This is a genomic window from Paenibacillus sp. N22P23 (assembly GCF_059383735.1).
Window position 1 is genome coordinate 99184 of the sequence record NZ_JBXENT010000003.1, and the last position, 16863, is coordinate 116046.

Sequence of the window (16863 nt, forward strand, 5' to 3'; positions counted from 1 at the left end):
AAGCCCCGAAATTCGGCCAAATAAGGCCTCTACGGTTCGTTAGATTTTCACGGCATGGCCGTCTCCTACATGCTCGCCCGATATTCTCGCGGCGTCTTGCCGACAATTTTCTTGAATATTTTGCTGAAATAATAGGCATCCGGATAACCGGCACGTTCCCCGACACGGTGAATGGGCAGATTGCTGTTCCTCAGCAGTTCACAGGCATGCCGGACGCGAAGCTCAGCCAGGTAATCGGTAAACGATTGGCTGACATGCTTGATAAACAACTGACTGATATAATTTCGGTTCATATAGAACTCATCCGCAAGCATCTGAAGCGATAAATTCTCATGGTAATGGCTGTTCACGTACTCAATGAGCGCCACGAACGCATCGCTGCGGAATTGCCCTTGATGATACATGCCGCCCAAGTACGCACCGGACATCCGCTTCAAATCCTGGATCAAATCTCCGATACCCTGATACCGCTCAATTAATCGTTCGTAGTCCACCAGCAGGTATTTAGCTAGATTATCCGATTCGTTATTCTGCGAGTGAATAATGGTCGTTAATACCGTGTTATGGAGGAAGAAAGCATGCTTGATCTGATAAGAGCCGGTACGGAACAATTGCTCATACTGATCATACAGGGATAATAATTCAGACAAGTCACGGTTCTGAAGCGCAGCTGGCAGCTGCTTAAAATCCGAGAACCCTCTCGTCTCTCCCACTTGAAGAACAGTTGGTTCGCCGGTTATAAAATATTGAAAGGCTGCCATCTCCGCATCCTCGATCGCTCGCTTCAATTCGGATACGTCATAGAATAAACCGCTGATCCCGATGCCACGGAACGTGGATCGGCTATCCGTCAGATGGTCGTACAGCGATATGGATTGACCTTCTTCCATCGCAATATACAAGCTTTTGCCGCCGCCGAAGCTCAGCTTCATATGATGAAACGGACGCAGCAGATTCGCATCCATAACGTCTAGGCCGACAACAATGCGCAAGCCGCTTGTAAGATCCAAGCCGGCATTGTTCAGCAGCTTGCCCACCCGCTCGATGCCTTCTTGCTTATCCTCCATGATCCAATCCAGCACAGAGGGGACATCTTTGGCAGAACGCTCATCCAGCCTCTCCTTCGCTTTCTTAAGAAGAGGAATGATTTCCTCCTCCTCAATCGGCTTCAGACAATACCCAATCGCACCCAGGTTCATACATTTCTGCACGTACGAGAATTCTGCAAAGCCGCTGACCACAATGAACAGCGTGTCCAGCTGCATCTCATTGCATTTCTTAATGAGCTCCAGGCCGCTGATCTGCGGCATCCGGATATCGACGAAGGCCAAATCGGGACTTATCTCTTTCATGAGTTCAAGCGCTCGTGGACTTTGCGTTTCGGTAGCGACGATCTCAAAGCCAAAACGGGACCAATCAATGGTATCCAGCAAATTTTTGACGACCCACTGCTCATCATCTATGATCATAGCTCTATACATAGTCAGCTCTTCCTTCCATCTGCACGGGGATCCGGATCGTAACGATGGTGCCTTTATTTTCTTTGCTCCATATATCCAGCCCGTAATTATGGTCATAATGAAATTGCAGTCGATGATGGACATTCAGCAGTCCAACGCCTGCTGTCTTCGCGGCAACCGACGACACTTGACGATTCGAATGAAGCTGGTTCCTCAGTCTAGCCAGCCTCTCTTCGTCTATGCCAACGCCGTCATCGCGGACGGTCAGAATCAGATCATGCCCGCTGTTAAGATCGTAGTGAGCGGTTATAGTCAATTCGCCTTGTTCATATCTCGGTTCCAGCCCGTGATAGACGGCGTTCTCGACAAGCGGCTGCAGGATCATTTTCGGTACAACAGCATCCTTCAAGCTCTCCGGAATCTCGTAATGAAAGGTAAATCGATTCGAGAAACGAATCATTTGAATGTTCATATAGGCTTCCGCAATGCGGATTTCATCCGATAGCGACACGGTATCTTGACCTTTAATGCTATAGCGGAAAATGCGTGACAACGCCCCGGTCATCTCGCGAATTTCCGGCACACCGCGCTCGGATGCCAGCCCTCGGATCGTATCAAGCGTATTGTAGAGGAAATGCGGATTGACTTGACTCTTGAGAAAATCAAACTCGGCCCGCTTCTTCTCGATTTCCGATTTTAACAGCCGTTCATTGGAATCAACCAGCTGATCCGTAAGATCCTGCACGTCTGAGAGCATTTGATTGTACCGGATGCCGATGACTTCCGCTTCCGTTGATCCTTGCAGATCCAATCGTTTGTTCAAATCGTCTTTATGATGGATCCTCATATAATGATAGAGTTTGCGCAGCGGCAAAATCATATTGTTCAAGATCAGCACAAACGGAATCATGAGCAGCAGAATTCCGACACCTAAGGCGATCATCGTCTGCTTGCGCAGCTTGCGGATATCCTTGAAGAAGACATCATCCGGAATCAAACGGACGAATTTCCCGCCGATCTGGGGCAGTTCCTTCACTTGAATATGCTGCAGCTTGCCATCTACCTTTACGACACCGCTCTTATCGCCATCGCTTGGAAGGTTGAACGGCTGCCCGATCTGATCATGAACATTGCTCATGAATATCGTGTTCTTCCGATCCAGCAAGTAAACGCTAGTTCCGGGCTGCAGGGACTTGAGGTCATAGCCTCCGGTAAGTGTCGTCGCATCGATAAGCAAGATAATCTGACCGATCTCGCTTGTGTAGCTGTTATGGATGTCGCTGGAGAAGATGTTCGTCCCAACAGCGAAGCAGTAACGCTCGATCCCTATGTTGTTGCAGGTTTGGATCGCAGAGAAATACGAATCCGCTCGCTTGGGCATCGCTTCCTTAATCTGACTCAGCGTACTGCCCTGCAGCGAGAAAGTCTCCCCATTCTTACCAATGATCAGAAAATCTAATATCCCCGGCTTAACCGTAGATAAGTTGATAAACAAGTTCTTTATCGTCGGAAAACGCTGAAGTTTGGACAACGTATCCTCGTCTAGCAAATAATCCTGGATGGACTTGTTATAGGCAACATTGTAGGTCAGCCATTTGACGACATCATAGTTCGAGAGAATCGTCTGCTCGATCTGGCTGAACATATCGTTTGTGTACACTTCGTTGTTCTTCGTCAGAAACGCAGCGCTCCGGCTGTAGTTAAACAACAAGATCACGGCGATAAGGCCCATCGTCAAGACGGCAATGAGATACATTTGCCCCCGAATCGGCAGCTTGCGCAACACATTCATAGTCTGTCATCCTGCCTCGATAAGTGTATTGAAACGTTTCGACTCTCATTATAGCACACAAGATGAAACCGCTGTCAGTGTCCTTATATGGGAAAATAAAAAGCGTGCAATTCCTATTCATCGAAATGAAAGGAATTACACGCTTCATATTCATGCTTCTTATTTCACAAGCAGTTTAACTGCATCGTCCATCATTTGCTCGCCGGCGATTTTACCGGAGTAGAGCCAAGCGCTTGAAGCCGGTACTTCGTAAACATGATTGTTCTTCACAGCAGGGATGTTTTTCCATACCGGGTTTTTCAATGTTTCAGCCGCATCGGTTTTGTCGCTGTTCACAAGAATGATGTGATCTGCAGTCAATTCCGCAAGTTTCTCCATCGCAACCGGATTCCAAGATGCTTTGGTTTTCTCTGGAATTTCATTCACCAGGTTCGGAGACGTCACGCCGAGATCCTTGTACAGAACCGCGCCGCTTGATTTCGTTTCGTCTACGATGTAGAAGTTCTTCGCTACAAGCCATAGAACGGCTACGGACTGTTTGTCGATTGCGCCAGCCAGCTTCGCTTTCGTGTCAGCTGCTTTCTGATCGTAGTCGGCAATAGCTTTCTCTGCCTCATCGCTCTGATTGAGCAGGCCGCCGATTGTTTTAAGCGTTTCACGCCAGTCGTTGTTTACTTTGTCGCCAAGCACGTACGTTGGAGCGATCTTCGCATATTGCTCGTAAAGGCCTTTCTGTACGGCAGACTCAGAACCGACGATGATCAAATCAGGAGTCAAGCTCAGTACATTCTCAACCGGCAAATCCCAACCAATTGTCGGAACATCCTTCAATTGCGGAGCCAAGTAATCTTGAATGCCGTTTGCAACCGACCACTGTGCGACCGGTGTCTTGCCTAGGGTTACTACCGGATCTTCTAGGTAAGAAGCGAGGATACGCTTCGGTTCAGCAGGAATTGCAACATCGTGGCCCATAGCGTCCTTAACCACTTTCTCGGTTGGAGGCTCAGCCGCCGTGTTGTTGCCAGCGTTATCAGCAGCGGTATTGCCGCTGTTCTCCGTTGCCGTATTGCCGCTATTGTTCTCGGATTTGTTTCCGCATGCGGACAGAACCAGCATAATTGCCAGCAATCCCGTCATGATCAAACTGAACTTTCTAATCGTACTTGTCTTAAACAATGTAACTGCCCCCTGATGGTGAATGATTTCTTTACTATACTGCATGATAATGAATCTCATTTTCAAAGTCAAGACGGATTGACATTTTAAATTAAGAACGGGCGATACGGTTGTTCCAACCAAGCAGCATGTCCTGATAGACACCGATTACGGCCGCTTCCTCCGCTGATAATATGTTGTCATGTTCCCCCTGCTTACGCGCATAGTGTTCTAAGATATAGGAAATGGTCATGTAACGTTCTCCTCCTTCTCCCGTCTTGATGAAACTTGTGGTACGCTTGTCATAATGATGCTATCAAGGAGTGCCCTTCATGCCAAATCAAACCCTTTCCCCACCGCGGGAAATGAAGCCGCGCCATATATTGTTTACCGGCGGAGGCTCAGCAGGACATGTGACCGTAAATACGGCACTGATCCCGACACTGCTTGAGCGAGGCTGGAAGGTCTCGTATATCGGCTCTAAGAATGGTATTGAGAAGCAGCTCGTGAGCCGACTCACTAACGTTGATTATTATGGCATTTCGACGGGAAAGCTGCGCCGATATATCGATTTGGAGAATGTGAAAGATCCCTTCCGTGTCGTCAAAGGCGTCTTCCAGGCTTTCCGTCTTATTCGAGGGCTGAAGCCCGACGTGCTTTTCTCCAAGGGCGGATTCGTTTCCGTACCGGTTGTCATTGGAGCTTGGCTGAACCGGGTGCCGGTCATTATCCACGAATCGGATTTGACTCCCGGGCTTGCCAACCGAATCGCAGGACCGTTCGCCAAGCGAATCTGCATTACCTTCGCAGAGACTGCCAAGCATATTAAAGGCGACAAAGCGGTTCATGTCGGACCTATCATTCGCAGCGAGCTGCGCAAGGGAAGCGCGTGGAAAGGCATCCAGTGGTGCAAGTTCACACCAGGCAAACCCGTCCTTCTCATTATGGGCGGAAGTCTCGGCTCCCAGCGCATCAACGAAGCCATTCGGCGCAATGTCGCTGAACTTACACGGACTTATCAAATCATTCATATCTGCGGCAAAGGCGAGCTGGATGCAAGCTGCGACGGCATTCCCGGCTACCGGCAATATGAGTATATCCATGATGAACTGGCAGATGCGCTCGCTTGTACCGAATTGGTCATTTCGCGTGCAGGCTCGAATTCGATCTTCGAATTTCTTGCACTCGGCAAGCCGATGCTGCTCATTCCATTGTCAAAGGAAGCGAGCCGCGGTGATCAGATTCTGAATGCCGAGTCGTTCCGGCAATCCGGTTATTGCGAGGTGCTGCAGGAGGAAGAGCTGACCGATGAAGCGTTCTTATCCCGGCTTGCCGAGCTGCATCGCAATCGTGAGGCAATCAAAGCCCGGATGAAGCAGCACGGGCAAGATGATGCCGTCAGCCGATTAATTACATTGATTATGAAACAAGGTTAATCGGCTGACGCCGTACTTTGACGGCGTAGCGCGTTTCATTCCGGAGATTTCTAAGCTCATGTATAGATGTGAAACTTATAAATTCTTAGAAATTGAAAAATGGCTCGTTCGCAGATTCCTGCAAACGAGCCATCTTAATGTGGGGTTACAGCTTGATCGGACTAAGGTCCGTAATAAATGTAAGGTCAGCTTGTGTGTAGCGTTGATTTTCGACCAAGTTACCAAATTCGTCGAGTCCGGTTACAGACATCAGTGCATTCGCGACTTGCAGCGAAGTCACCGACAATTGCACTTCATACGTGACATTGCCTGCAATAAAAAATTCCCGTACATCATACGAATCAGCAAGTACTTCATACATGGAATAATATAACGTATAGAAGTCACTGGAATCGACGGAAGCGAAAATTTGAGCAATAATCCAAACCGAATCTTCGGTATCCAGATTCCTCGTGTTCACCACGATATTGGAAGCTGCGGTTCCGAATGCTCGGGTATTGGTAACTACACCTGTTGAATAAGCCAAGCACATCAACTCCTTTCAAGTAGACATGCTGTATTATATGACAAGCTATCTGAATTGACTGGGGGTTTATGTAATAATCTAGGAACCTTTCTTCCTCGCGTTCAAGCTTACCATCATCTCTGCATAACGGCTTTCAGTTAATCGATAGAAGGAGATACACATGACACAAAGCAGCAGTCCAATGGCCGGTAAGATGGACATCATCACATGAATACCGGTCAACACGGAATCCGTTTGCTCTTGATCAGCCACGTAGCCTGAGAGAGAAAGTCCGTATCCCGCTATCGCTCCTGCGATCGCAGAGCAAAGCTTCGCATTGAACGTTCCGACTGAGGTCACGATGCTCTCTGAGCGTTTCCCCGTTTTCCACTCTGCATATTCAATGGTATCCGCCTGCATCGATGTGATTAGGACAAGAATAAACCCGAGTCCGAACATACTGATCGCATTGACGGCGAATAGGACCAACGTATTCTCAGGCTGGATAAAGAAGAGCACCAGATTGGCTGCAATTCCAATGATACCCCCGATAATAAAGGTCGTTTTCTTCCCTCTCTTCGCGGCAATCCTCGGCGTAATACCCATCGCTACGAGCATCAGAAGCATAGCGCTTAGTAGAAACAGCGGAAGCTTGTCTTCGTCACCAACATTATATTTCATAAAATAAATCGCCATCGTATTCTTCAATACCAGCGGCGTTGTAGCGAAGAAGCTGGCCAGCGTCACAATAAGCAGCGGCTTATTTCGAATCACCACGTTTACGCTGGCTTTCAGCGACTCGTGCTCCGTTCTTGTTCCAGCAAGTCGCTCGTGCGTGTTTCTGAACATCAGCATAATAAGCATGGTGCATATAAGTGCAAAAATAATCGCGGTCCACAAGTAACCGTTTGCATCATTGCCTCCGCCAAGCGCCTTCACGATCGGACTGACCGCTCCGCTGGCGATAATGATGCCGACTGCACCGAGAATTTTGGGAAAGGCGATAATTTTGGTGCGCTCTGCCGGGTCGTTCGTAAGCGTTGGTGCAATGGACCAATACGGTACGTCGAATAGGGAGTACGCGGTATTCCAAAGCATATACGTGACATAGATGTAGACAATTTTCATTGGCATGCTAAGATCCGGCGCATAGAAACACATGACCGTAAGCAATGCGACGATCATGCCTCCAAGCAGGACGAACGGTCTGAATTTGCCCCATCTCGTATGGGTGCGGTCGATAAAGACAGCCACTACCGGGTCAAGCACAGCATCCCAAATACGGGCAATAAGAAACAACGTGCCGACAATAGCTGCATCAATACCGAACTCATCCGTGTAGAAAACCATGAGGAATGTAGATACGAGACCATAAATCAGATTTTGCCCAAGTGCGCCTAATCCGTAAGACCATTTCTCCGTTGCGCTTAATGCCTTCATCCCGCTGTCTCCTCCGGTTCATCTTTCATTGCTGCCTACTATAAGTACTAGTACTACTCGCCTATCAGTGTAATTTGGTTGACCGATTGTTGCAAGATGGTATGCTTGAATTCTAGTGATCGCTCAACGAAAAAAGATGCCCACCGCCCCGGGGAACTCCCGTACGATTGACATCTTACTAGTACAGCAGCTTCTTTACGCCAAGGATGATGATCGCCCAGAGCGTTAGTGATACAGCTATCGCTGCAAGATAGCTCCATTTGAACCGCATAGCCGCAAACTTCACCTCTTATCTATCCCAATAGTATCGCCAAAACTGATTCTGCACAATCGTGCCGCCTCTGGAAGAAGCAGCCGTTCGAGATATCCAGACATCGTTTGCAAGGAGGAATCAACAGCTAATGAAGCTTACGATTACGTATGAGCATGAAATTTCGATTAATGCCTTCTATTGGACGCCTAAATCCTATCGACAGCCTCTGCATGCCCATACGAGCTTAGAGATGGGGTTATGCATGTCGGGTAGGGGGACGTTTTATTTTGGCAATAAGCAGTATCATGTCCGGGAAGGCGACTTCTTTCTTGTTAATAACGAGGAGCTGCATATCGCGCAGTCCGATCCTCATCATCCAAGTCATTACCTGTTTCTGAATTTCGACAGCGACCTGCTTATGAAGGAAGATCCGAGCCTGCTGCTTCCTTTCTCTTACCATTCGGAGCATTTCAGCAACCTCATTGCAGCAGATACCCCGCTTGCCGCGGCCATTGCACCCTGGATGACGATGATCGAACGGGAGCTCCGTGAAGGAAAGCCGGGTTATAAAGCATTGGCCAAAAGTGCGCTCATTCAGCTGTGCTGCCTGCTCCTGCGGCATTACCATAGCGGACTTACCGCCTCGCAGCAGCGAACGATGGTTCAATCGGTCAACCAGACCAAGGCGCTCGCTTCGCTCGTTGAGCAGCGCTACCGCGATTCTATCAGTCTGCAGGATATCGCGCAGGAGCTCGGCATCAGCGTCTCCCGCGCCAGCCGCGTGTTTCACGAGACGACGGGTCGGCGCTTCGCGGACTATGTCGCGATGCTTCGGGTCCAGGAAGCAAAGCGGCTGCTTGCCGGAAGTGACAAGCAGGTGGCCCATATCGGATTCGAATGCGGCTTTCAGAGCTTAGCGACCTTTTATCGTGTATTCAAGGATTCGACGGGCATTTCACCGGTCCATTTTCGACAAACGCTCGGCCTTGACCCGGGGGCAGGTCCCGCAAAAAATGAGAGTTTCCCGCCTGTACCTTGAGAAGATGCGATCATCTAATTCCGTTACAATAAAAGCATGATTGAATAGAGAGGAATGGTGCAGCAATGGCGGGATGGGATTCGTTGTTCCCACTGATTCAACTAGAGATCAAACAGCGTGGAGAAGAAGGCTGTGATGTGACCGGATTCGAAGAGAAGCTGCAAGCGGCTGACAAGAACGAATCCGCACTGATGGAGGTCTATAGGGAACTGATGGCACTGTCGATTCGAGCGGATTTCCCCTACTCGGAGCCCTCTGATCTGGAGACCATACGCGCTGAAAGCCCCGTAGGGCCGACAATTGCAACGCCTTCGTTGACCGATGATGAATGGCTCAATAAATTTAACGGCGCATGGCTCGGTCGTTCCGTAGGCTGCGCGCTCGGCAAGCCGCTCGAGGCAGGTCCGTACATGAGCGGTTCGGGCGGCAGACCCGGCTGGGCGAATGTAAAGCTGTGGTTCGAAGGCGCCGATGCATGGCCGATTCAAGGCTATACACCGGTCGAGTCCGCAAGCGTCGCAGAGTACCCCGATCTTCATATTTCGATGTGGTGCAAAGCGAGCACGCGCGAGCATATCGCTTATATGGAAACGGATGACGATATTCGCTACACCGTGCTCGGCCTTCATATGCTGGAGGAACGCGGTACCGATTTTGACTCATGGGATGTCGGCAAAATGTGGCACAGCAAGCTCAGCTACGCCCAAGTCTGCACGGCTGAAACACAGGCGTATTTGAACTTCGCGCAAGTGACCTCGCATATCGGCGATTCCAGCCCGCAAGAGCGTCTTGCCTCCAAGGATTGGGTGAGAACACACCTGAATCCGTACCGGGAATGGATCGGCGCGCAAATCCGCGTCGACGGCTATGCCTACGGCGCTGCCGGCAATCCGGAGCTGGCGGCGGAGCTTGCTTGGAAGGATTCCTCGTTCTCCCATGTGAAGAACGGAATCTATGGCGCAATGTTCTGCTCGGCTATGATTGCCGCTGCTTTCGTAGAGACTGATGTTCGCCGCATCGTCGATATCGGGCTCAGCGTCATCCCTGCGGGAAGCAGACTAGCACATGATGTTCGGTTCGCCATTGAAATTGCAAATTCAACGACGGATCAAGTTGAGCTTGTCAGCCGCATCTGGGAAGCGTTCAAGCAATACGATGCCGTGCATACGAACAATAACGCGGCGCTCTGCGCGGCTGCCCTGATCTACTCCGGCGGCAATTTCGAGAAAGGTATTACAACTGCCGTTCTCGGCGGCTGGGATACCGACTGCAACGGCGCGACAGTCGGCTCCATACTCGGTGCCATGCTTGGAGCCGGCGCACTGCCTGCTTCGTGGACGACACCGCTGAACGATAAGCTGTACGCGGAAGTGACAGGTTTTCATCCGATTGCGATTTCGGAATGCGCTCGGAGAAGCTATGACGTGTTCCGCAAGATTCAAGCACAGACGTCGGCGGTTGAAGTGTAGTGATGTGGAGCTAAGCGGCTTGATGCGCTTAGCTCTTTGTTTTTTTGGGGCATCCATTTGCGTGCTATGCAACCTGTAGGTACTCCGCTTTTTGAGAAAATGCTGCAATTCCTGCAACATTAATGGTATTTTTCCTTTGATAGGATCGATTTGTTGCCTCATCTGCAACATTGTCGCCTCGATCTAGCCCATGAGTACTTTTATATGAGCAAATGTTGCATTCTCAGCAACAAATAGTGAATGGAGGCATTCTCGAGGTGGATTTGTTGCATTTCAGGCAACATTCCGATGATTCTGACTCAGCATGGATCCACCTTGCAGCGACGACATCTACCGCCGTAGAACAAAACAAGGACCGCCTCAAAAGTCGCCATGCAACTTTTGAGACGGCCCTTGTATGCGGCCTGCTACGAAGCAGAATAAGACTTGGACTTGTCTTTCTGATCCTTCTTCATGCCATGCTCTTTGCAGGCTGCATGGATTTCCTCGCGAAGCTGCTCGGCTGTTTTCCCTTGCGTCTGGATGCCCAGACGTGTCGCTTTTTCCTGCAGATGCGCCAATCGCTCCGCCTTCTTCGCTGCCTTGAACTTCTCCCACTTCGTAGGATCTTTCTTAATGGCAGCTTTGAGCTCATTGTGCAATTGCTCCGCTGTTTTTCCTTCGGTTGAGATCCCGAAGTAAACGGCCGCTTTCTGCAGATGCTCCAGCTTGCGGGCTTCACGATGCTCACGGCCTTTGCCGTGATCGCCATGCTTCCAGTGCTCTTGCTTCTGTTCATGCTGCGCCTGCAGCTGGTCGGAGGATGGTATCGCACCTTCAGCGCTATTCGCGCATACCGTTCCTGTCGTCAGAATCAGCGCGGCAGCTGTGCCGAGGATGGCCAGCCGCGTACGCAAACGATTTGTTGTCAAGTACATCAGCTCCTTTCGCGGGCTGTGAAACTGCCCATTCTGCGATAGCTTACCCGATCTTTCAATGAATTATCCAATTGTTTCCTTATGTTATAAAAAAGCTGCCCTTGTCATCTCGCACTCCTCATCTTGCATGCCGCGAAAATCTAACGAACCGTAGGGGCGTTATTCGGCTGAATTTCGAGGCTTCGAGATTCTAACGAACCGTAGGAGCATTATTTAGGGATAATTGGCTCCCCGCTGCTCCAAAACCGTCAAATAGAGCCCCCACGGTTCGTTAGCATGTTTTCGGAGCCAATAATGGACAAATAAGCGCCGTACGGTTCGTTAGAGCATTTCGCACTTTCAAATTACAAAAAAGCAAACCGCCCGAGCGAAGTTCGCGGATGCCAAAGAGCTCCACGGACTTCACAATTGCTGGTTTCGCTGAAAGATAAAAGTAAAATAGAACTAGTAGATAACGAGAATTTATCCATGATTTATAATTAAAAAACCCGCGAATTCGCGGGTTTCGACTCACCTTATAGGCCTTACGTATTCGTTTCGAGCTGCAGCAATTCGGCTTCCAAGACATCCTTGGCAAAATGCTCCCCGATGAACACTGCAACGTCATTCACAGTTCCCTGAGGCGTAATCCGAATAAATTCTACTTCACGATAGGCGTATTGGAAGAGGAAACGACTATTCGTATCGCTGAATGTGACGATCCCTTTGGCTCTATATACTTCCTTCGGCAGTCTGTTAATGAGCGCCTCGAAAGCGTGGCTGTCAACCGGCCCAGCCATATAATGCGTCAGCGTCATAACATGCGCATGCGAATTGTAGGGCTCATCTGCATGGTGCTCGTGATCATGATTGTGTTCATGGTCATGATCATGCTGGCAGTTGGCGCCGCAAACATGGCCGCTTGGCTGTTCCGGCTGCGCTGCGGCAGTAACCGGTTTCGCTTTGGCCGCCGCCGATTGATCGAACATCCCCAGATCGACGACACAACGAACTGTCACCGTCAGCGGTGCGTAGGCATTCAGCTCGCGCACCAACTGCTGGACCTCAACGAGCTCCTCCGGTGCAAGCTTGTCGGCTTTGTTGACAATCAGATCGGTCGCACAGCGAATTTGATCCTGCATGAGCTTGAAGGTTTTGCCGCCTCGGCGACTGCGAACGAGCAGCTCCGGTCCGTCGACGACAGTTGCTATCGTACGCAGATCGATGCGCATGAACATAGCCGCCTCTGTGACCGCGTCGATAATCTCCATCGGATTGGCTGCACCTGTGGATTCGATCAGCACGACGTCAGGCTGGTGTTCCTCGATCAACTCTTTCAGCTCGATGCTGAGATCGCCGCGAATGGTACAGCAGATACAGCCGCTCAGCATTTCTGCCATTGGCACATCCTGATCGACGAATTGTCCGTCTAAATTGACGTCGCCGAGCTCATTCATAATAATGGCGACTTTCACATCTTGGGCTTTATAGTAATCTACGACATGGTTTAGGAGCGTTGTTTTGCCGCTGCCCAAGAAGCCTGACAGTAGATGGATTGGAATGGCATTCATAGTCGTGTTCGTCCTCTCGTTAATGGTTCAGAGAACAAATCGCTTGAGCGTTGATTTGTTCTCTGAACGAAGTTGGCTAAATTATACCGTTTTTTTTACGCATTTAACAGCTTGTGCGGGTTAGGACGGCTCTCTTTCACTCTCACTGCTGCACGGGTTGGAGATTATGTCGAAGAGGTTTTATTTTGGCCGTATGCCGCATATCCTTCTTTGAATGTGGACCTTGGAGGGAGTGTGAGCGCTCGAACATGGAACAATCAGCAATTCCGGTAATCGTATTAAGCGGTTTTCTGGGCAGCGGAAAAACAACACTGCTTCTGAGGCTGCTGCAGCATGCCAAGGCTACTGGTTTACGCGCATCAGTACTGATGAATGAAATCGGAGCCGTTGACGTGGATGGAACGATGGTGAGCAGTGCATCTGCAACTCAGATGCTGGAGCGGATTACGGAGGGCTGCCTGTGCTGCAGCAAGAAGAGCGAATTGGCCTCTTGTTTGGAGCGGCTTGCGCTGATGCAGCCGGATGTAATCGTCATGGAATTGACCGGGGTGGCGAACCCGGAGGAAATTGCGGAGGCGATTACGGAACCGTCCATTATCGGCAAGGTGCAGCTGCACCGCATCGTTACGGTGCTGGATGCCGAGCATGCGCTCGACTATAACAGCATCTTCTCCTCTGACCGCGAGCTGATTCGTACGCTGCGCAAGCAGATCGAGGCGGCGGACTTTATTATCGCCAATAAATTCGACCTCATTTCCAATCGAACCGCGGATAAAGTGAAGCAGCTCATTCGGGATCGCAACCAGGTCGCCGACTTCATCTCGGCAACGCGCTGCGAGATCGATTCCGCGCTTGTGTTCGCGGGAATTTCCCCTTCGCCCGTGAGGCGGCAGCCTGTAATCTCCGGCACGCGGACGGCCATCGCAGCAGGCGGCCGCGTGCTGCCGGAGAAGCTGCCGGAGAAGCTGCCAGGCAGCGGCAGCGCCGGCAAGTCGCAAGCCGCGGCCGCGGCGGCGAGCAAGCAGGCGGCCTCCACCGCAACCAAAGCGCCGAGCTCGTATTCGCGCATTCGAACGGCGGCGATTTACCCCGGTGCAGATGCAGCCGGGCTTACGCGGCGTCAGTTCGAAGCTTTTATTAGCGGGCGCGGGAACAATTGCTTGCGCGCCAAGGGCTATTTGCCGTTCGGCAAGGATGGCAGCCTGATGCTGTTCCAACTGACGGGCAAACGGCTGGAATGGTCGCCGAGCAGCTATGATGGCGAGCCGTATTTTGTGATGATCGGCATTGAACTCGATGAGAGCAAGGTCAAGCAGGAGTGGGCACGGTTCACTGCTCGCAAATAAATAAGGGATATCTCGCCGGCCGTCACTATAACGGCTTGGATGAGATATCCCTTTTTATCAAACAAAGGCTAGCAGTCCGCCCCCGTCATCTCGCTCGTGAACATGCGTTTATACTCCTTGGGACTGATCTTCTCGGCAGTATCCGGCGCATAGTGAAACTGCAGCGCACGGCGTCGCTTCTGCGAGAAGTTGAATGCGGTGCCATGCATGAGCAGCCCATGAAAGAACAGCGCGCTGCCCGGTGCAAGCGGCACAGCGACGTTGCGCTCAACAGGCACAACCGTATCGCATAGCTGCCAATCTCGCTCCGCATAATGCGGAATGCCGCCGTTCATATGCGAACGGGGGATAATTTGCATGCAGCCGTTATCAAGCCCCGCTTCATCAAGCGCAATCCAGACGCCGATCACAGGCCGATCATACGCGAGGTTGCCGTATGCCATATCTTGATGCCACGGCTTCTCGCCTCCGCCCTTCGGCGGCTTGAGCAGCGCAATATCCTGCACAAGCTTCGGCTTTGCACCGAGCAGCTTCTCCACAACAGCCAATAAATCAGGATGATAGGCTACCGCTCGCAGCCGTTCATCCACCTCCACAAATTCATACAATTTGCGGACGGCGAGTTCACGCTCTTCGTCGCTGTGAAGCTCGCTCCTTGGCTTCACAAACTGCACTTTCACAGCCGTCTGATCTGCGGCGATATGCGCCATGATCGCTTCGATGGCACTCTCGATCTCAGCCTCGGACAACACATCCAATACCGCCTCATACCCCTGCTGCCGATAGAACTGAATCTGCTCCTCGCCGATATCGGTAACGCGGTGAACAGCCTTATGAACCTCGCCATGCGGATACAACTGCCTGTTGATTTCATCGGGTGACGTCAGTTTGCCCATCATGGTATCCCTCCTGAACCTGAATGGTCATCGACCTCATCACAAACTAGAAACGAAAATACCCCTTCGCATTCTCGTAACACACCGCCTGTACTAACCCGCCAAGCAGCTCCGCATCATTCGGCACTTCGCCGTTTTCCGCCCATTCGCCCAGCAGATTGCAGAAAATACGCCGGAAGTACTCATGCCGCGTATACGAGAGGAAACTGCGCGAATCTGTCAGCATGCCGACAAAGCGGCTGAGCAAGCCTATATTCGCAAGCGACTTCAACTGCTCCAGCATGCCGTCCTTCGTATCGTTGAACCACCAAGCGGCGCCAAGCTGGATTTTTCCGGGAATGCCGCCTCCCTGGAAGCTGCCAATAAGCGAAGCCAGCACATTGTTGTCTGCAGGGTTTAGCGAATAGACGATCGTACGAGGAAGCTTATTGTTCTCATCCAGCTTGCTCAACAGCCGCACAAGCGGCACGGCTACCGGACTATCGTTCATGGAATCAAATCCCGTATCCACGCCCAGTTCCCGAAGCGTTCGAGCATTATTGTTGCGGTGCGCATTCATATGCAGCTGCATGGACCAGCCAAGCTCCGCATAGAGCTCGCCTAAGTAAACCAGCGTATAGGATTTGTATTTCTTCTCCTCCTCAAGCGTAACGCCGCCACCCTCAAGCGCACGGGAGAAAATGCCCGCTGCTTCCTCTCGCGTCGTCTCCGCCCAAGGCACATAATCGAGCGCATGGTCAGACACTCGGCCGCCAACGGAATGGAAGAACAGTATCCGCTCCTTCAGCGCAAGCAGCAGCTCGTCGTAGCTCTCAATGCTGCTTCGGCCTGAAGCCTCAGCCAGCTTCGCGATATAACCGACGAAAGGCGCGCGATTAATCTCCAGTACCTTATCTGGACGGAACGAAGGCAGCACGCGGAAGCCTAAATCCGGTTCCTGTGCCAGCAGCACATGATGCTCCAGCGAATCGATCGGATCATCCGTCGTGCAGACCACTTCCACGCCTGCGTCACGAATGAAATCTCGTACAGCATAACCGCCGCCGCGCAGCTTGGCATTCGCCTTCTCCCAGATGACCGGTGCGTTCTTCTCATTGATCAGCTCTTCGATGCCGAACAATCGGCGAAGCTCCAGATGCGACCAATGATAGAGCGGATTGCCAAGCGTCATCGGCACCGTCCGTGCCCATGCCAAGAAACGGTCATAATCGCTGACCCCTTCGCCGCCGGTAATGTACTTCTCCTCAACACCATTCGCTCGCATTGCCCGCCATTTGTAATGATCGCCATACAGCCAAACTTCTGTCAGGTTGTTATAGCTTTTATTCTCATAAATATCCTGCTGACTCAGGTGACAGTGATAATCCAGAATCGGCATTGCCTTCGCATATTCATGATAGAGCCGCTTTGCTGTCTCGTTATGTAGTAAAAAATCATCATCCATAAAATTACGCATTGTCGGATGTACCACCTTCCACTAAAGTCCGTATCTCTTCTCAGCATAACGCAATATTTGCTGAATATCGTGACATATTTTGCTCAAAGTGATGGTTTATTCACCTATCTTGCGCTAAAGTAGAGATAAATGTATGCTAGGATCGCAAG

Annotated in this window: 14 protein-coding genes; 4 read left to right on the top strand and 10 right to left on the bottom strand. The window is 50.8% G+C overall.

Features of this window, described 5'->3' with window-relative positions; translation table 11 throughout:
• Window positions 1-65: 65 nt before the first annotated feature.
• From AC506A_RS15915 to AC506A_RS15930, 4 genes are all read right to left on the bottom strand, one after another.
• Complete coding sequence (locus tag AC506A_RS15915) at window positions 66-1481, bottom strand: response regulator (protein WP_495461997.1); 1416 nt, start codon at window positions 1479-1481, stop codon at window positions 66-68.
• Window positions 1474-3252: a sensor histidine kinase gene (locus AC506A_RS15920; RefSeq protein WP_495461998.1), complete on the bottom strand. Its 1779-nt coding sequence runs from the start codon at window positions 3250-3252 to the stop codon at window positions 1474-1476. Before AC506A_RS15920 ends, AC506A_RS15915 begins: the two co-directional genes overlap by 8 nt.
• Before the next feature lie 159 nt (window positions 3253-3411).
• Window positions 3412-4473: an iron-hydroxamate ABC transporter substrate-binding protein gene (locus AC506A_RS15925; RefSeq protein ID WP_495461999.1), complete on the bottom strand. Its 1062-nt coding sequence runs from the start codon at window positions 4471-4473 to the stop codon at window positions 3412-3414.
• Window positions 4474-4519: 46 nt separating this feature from the next.
• Window positions 4520-4660: a hypothetical protein gene (locus AC506A_RS15930; RefSeq protein WP_495462000.1), complete on the bottom strand. Its 141-nt coding sequence runs from the start codon at window positions 4658-4660 to the stop codon at window positions 4520-4522.
• Between the two features lie 79 nt (window positions 4661-4739).
• On the opposite strand from AC506A_RS15930, the gene murG reads away from it, so the two are divergent.
• A complete protein-coding gene (gene murG, locus AC506A_RS15935; protein ID WP_495462001.1) occupies window positions 4740-5843 on the top strand; it encodes an undecaprenyldiphospho-muramoylpentapeptide beta-N-acetylglucosaminyltransferase in 1104 nt (367 codons plus the stop codon).
• A 145-nt stretch (window positions 5844-5988) separates the two neighbouring features.
• On the opposite strand, the gene AC506A_RS15940 is transcribed toward murG, so the two are convergent.
• Both AC506A_RS15940 and AC506A_RS15945 read right to left on the bottom strand, forming a co-directional pair.
• A complete protein-coding gene (locus tag AC506A_RS15940; RefSeq protein ID WP_495462002.1) occupies window positions 5989-6369 on the bottom strand; it encodes a hypothetical protein in 381 nt (126 codons plus the stop codon).
• A 78-nt stretch (window positions 6370-6447) separates the two neighbouring features.
• Window positions 6448-7788, bottom strand: a complete 1341-nt coding sequence (locus tag AC506A_RS15945) for an MFS transporter (protein ID WP_495462003.1) — start codon at window positions 7786-7788, stop codon at window positions 6448-6450.
• 401 nt (window positions 7789-8189) lie between these two features.
• Here AC506A_RS15945 and AC506A_RS15950 point away from each other — a divergent pair, with 401 nt between their 5' ends.
• Together AC506A_RS15950 and AC506A_RS15955 are read left to right on the top strand one after the other, a co-directional pair.
• The gene (locus AC506A_RS15950) at window positions 8190-9080 is read left to right on the top strand and encodes a helix-turn-helix transcriptional regulator (RefSeq protein WP_495462004.1); all 891 of its coding nucleotides are present in this window, start codon (window positions 8190-8192) and stop codon (window positions 9078-9080) included.
• Window positions 9081-9145: 65 nt separating this feature from the next.
• Window positions 9146-10549, top strand: coding sequence for an ADP-ribosylglycohydrolase family protein (locus AC506A_RS15955; RefSeq protein ID WP_495462005.1), 1404 nt, complete (start codon window positions 9146-9148; stop codon window positions 10547-10549).
• 407 nt (window positions 10550-10956) lie between these two features.
• Here the strand turns inward: AC506A_RS15955 and AC506A_RS15960 are convergent, their stop codons facing one another.
• Window positions 10957-11460 (bottom strand): hypothetical protein, encoded by a 504-nt coding sequence (locus tag AC506A_RS15960; RefSeq protein WP_495462006.1) that lies wholly within the window; start codon window positions 11458-11460, stop codon window positions 10957-10959.
• Between the two features lie 530 nt (window positions 11461-11990).
• Entirely contained in the window at window positions 11991-13016 is a 1026-nt protein-coding gene (locus tag AC506A_RS15965; RefSeq protein ID WP_495462007.1) for a CobW family GTP-binding protein, read from the bottom strand.
• Between the two features lie 248 nt (window positions 13017-13264).
• Here AC506A_RS15965 and AC506A_RS15970 point away from each other — a divergent pair, with 248 nt between their 5' ends.
• Window positions 13265-14362 (top strand): CobW family GTP-binding protein, encoded by a 1098-nt coding sequence (locus AC506A_RS15970; protein WP_495462008.1) that lies wholly within the window; start codon window positions 13265-13267, stop codon window positions 14360-14362.
• Between the two features lie 68 nt (window positions 14363-14430).
• Here AC506A_RS15970 and AC506A_RS15975 read toward each other — a convergent pair whose 3' ends face one another.
• A complete protein-coding gene (locus AC506A_RS15975) occupies window positions 14431-15261 on the bottom strand; it encodes a phytanoyl-CoA dioxygenase family protein (RefSeq protein ID WP_495462009.1) in 831 nt (276 codons plus the stop codon).
• A gap of 43 nt (window positions 15262-15304) precedes the next feature.
• Window positions 15305-16714 carry a glucuronate isomerase gene (gene uxaC, locus AC506A_RS15980; protein WP_495462010.1) on the bottom strand — a complete coding sequence of 470 codons (1410 nt, stop codon included), beginning with the start codon at window positions 16712-16714 and terminating at the stop codon, window positions 15305-15307.
• Window positions 16715-16863 lie beyond the last annotated feature (149 nt).

Bases quoted from the DNA above. Each gene is read 5' to 3' on its own strand.
- AC506A_RS15950 (WP_495462004.1), top strand. From the start codon at position 8,190: ATGAAGCTTACGATTACGTATGAGCATGAAATTTCGATTAATGCCTTC.
- AC506A_RS15975 (WP_495462009.1), bottom strand. From the start codon at position 15,261: ATGATGGGCAAACTGACGTCACCCGATGAAATCAACAGGCAGTTGTAT.
- AC506A_RS15920 (WP_495461998.1), bottom strand. From the start codon at position 3,252: ATGAATGTGTTGCGCAAGCTGCCGATTCGGGGGCAAATGTATCTCATT.
- AC506A_RS15955 (WP_495462005.1), top strand. From the start codon at position 9,146: ATGGCGGGATGGGATTCGTTGTTCCCACTGATTCAACTAGAGATCAAA.
- AC506A_RS15965 (WP_495462007.1), bottom strand. From the start codon at position 13,016: ATGAATGCCATTCCAATCCATCTACTGTCAGGCTTCTTGGGCAGCGGC.
- AC506A_RS15970 (WP_495462008.1), top strand. From the start codon at position 13,265: ATGGAACAATCAGCAATTCCGGTAATCGTATTAAGCGGTTTTCTGGGC.
- uxaC (WP_495462010.1), bottom strand. From the start codon at position 16,714: ATGCGTAATTTTATGGATGATGATTTTTTACTACATAACGAGACAGCA.
- AC506A_RS15915 (WP_495461997.1), bottom strand. From the start codon at position 1,481: ATGTATAGAGCTATGATCATAGATGATGAGCAGTGGGTCGTCAAAAAT.
- AC506A_RS15925 (WP_495461999.1), bottom strand. From the start codon at position 4,473: ATGCAGTATAGTAAAGAAATCATTCACCATCAGGGGGCAGTTACATTG.
- AC506A_RS15945 (WP_495462003.1), bottom strand. From the start codon at position 7,788: ATGAAGGCATTAAGCGCAACGGAGAAATGGTCTTACGGATTAGGCGCA.
- AC506A_RS15930 (WP_495462000.1), bottom strand. From the start codon at position 4,660: ATGACCATTTCCTATATCTTAGAACACTATGCGCGTAAGCAGGGGGAA.
- murG (WP_495462001.1), top strand. From the start codon at position 4,740: ATGCCAAATCAAACCCTTTCCCCACCGCGGGAAATGAAGCCGCGCCAT.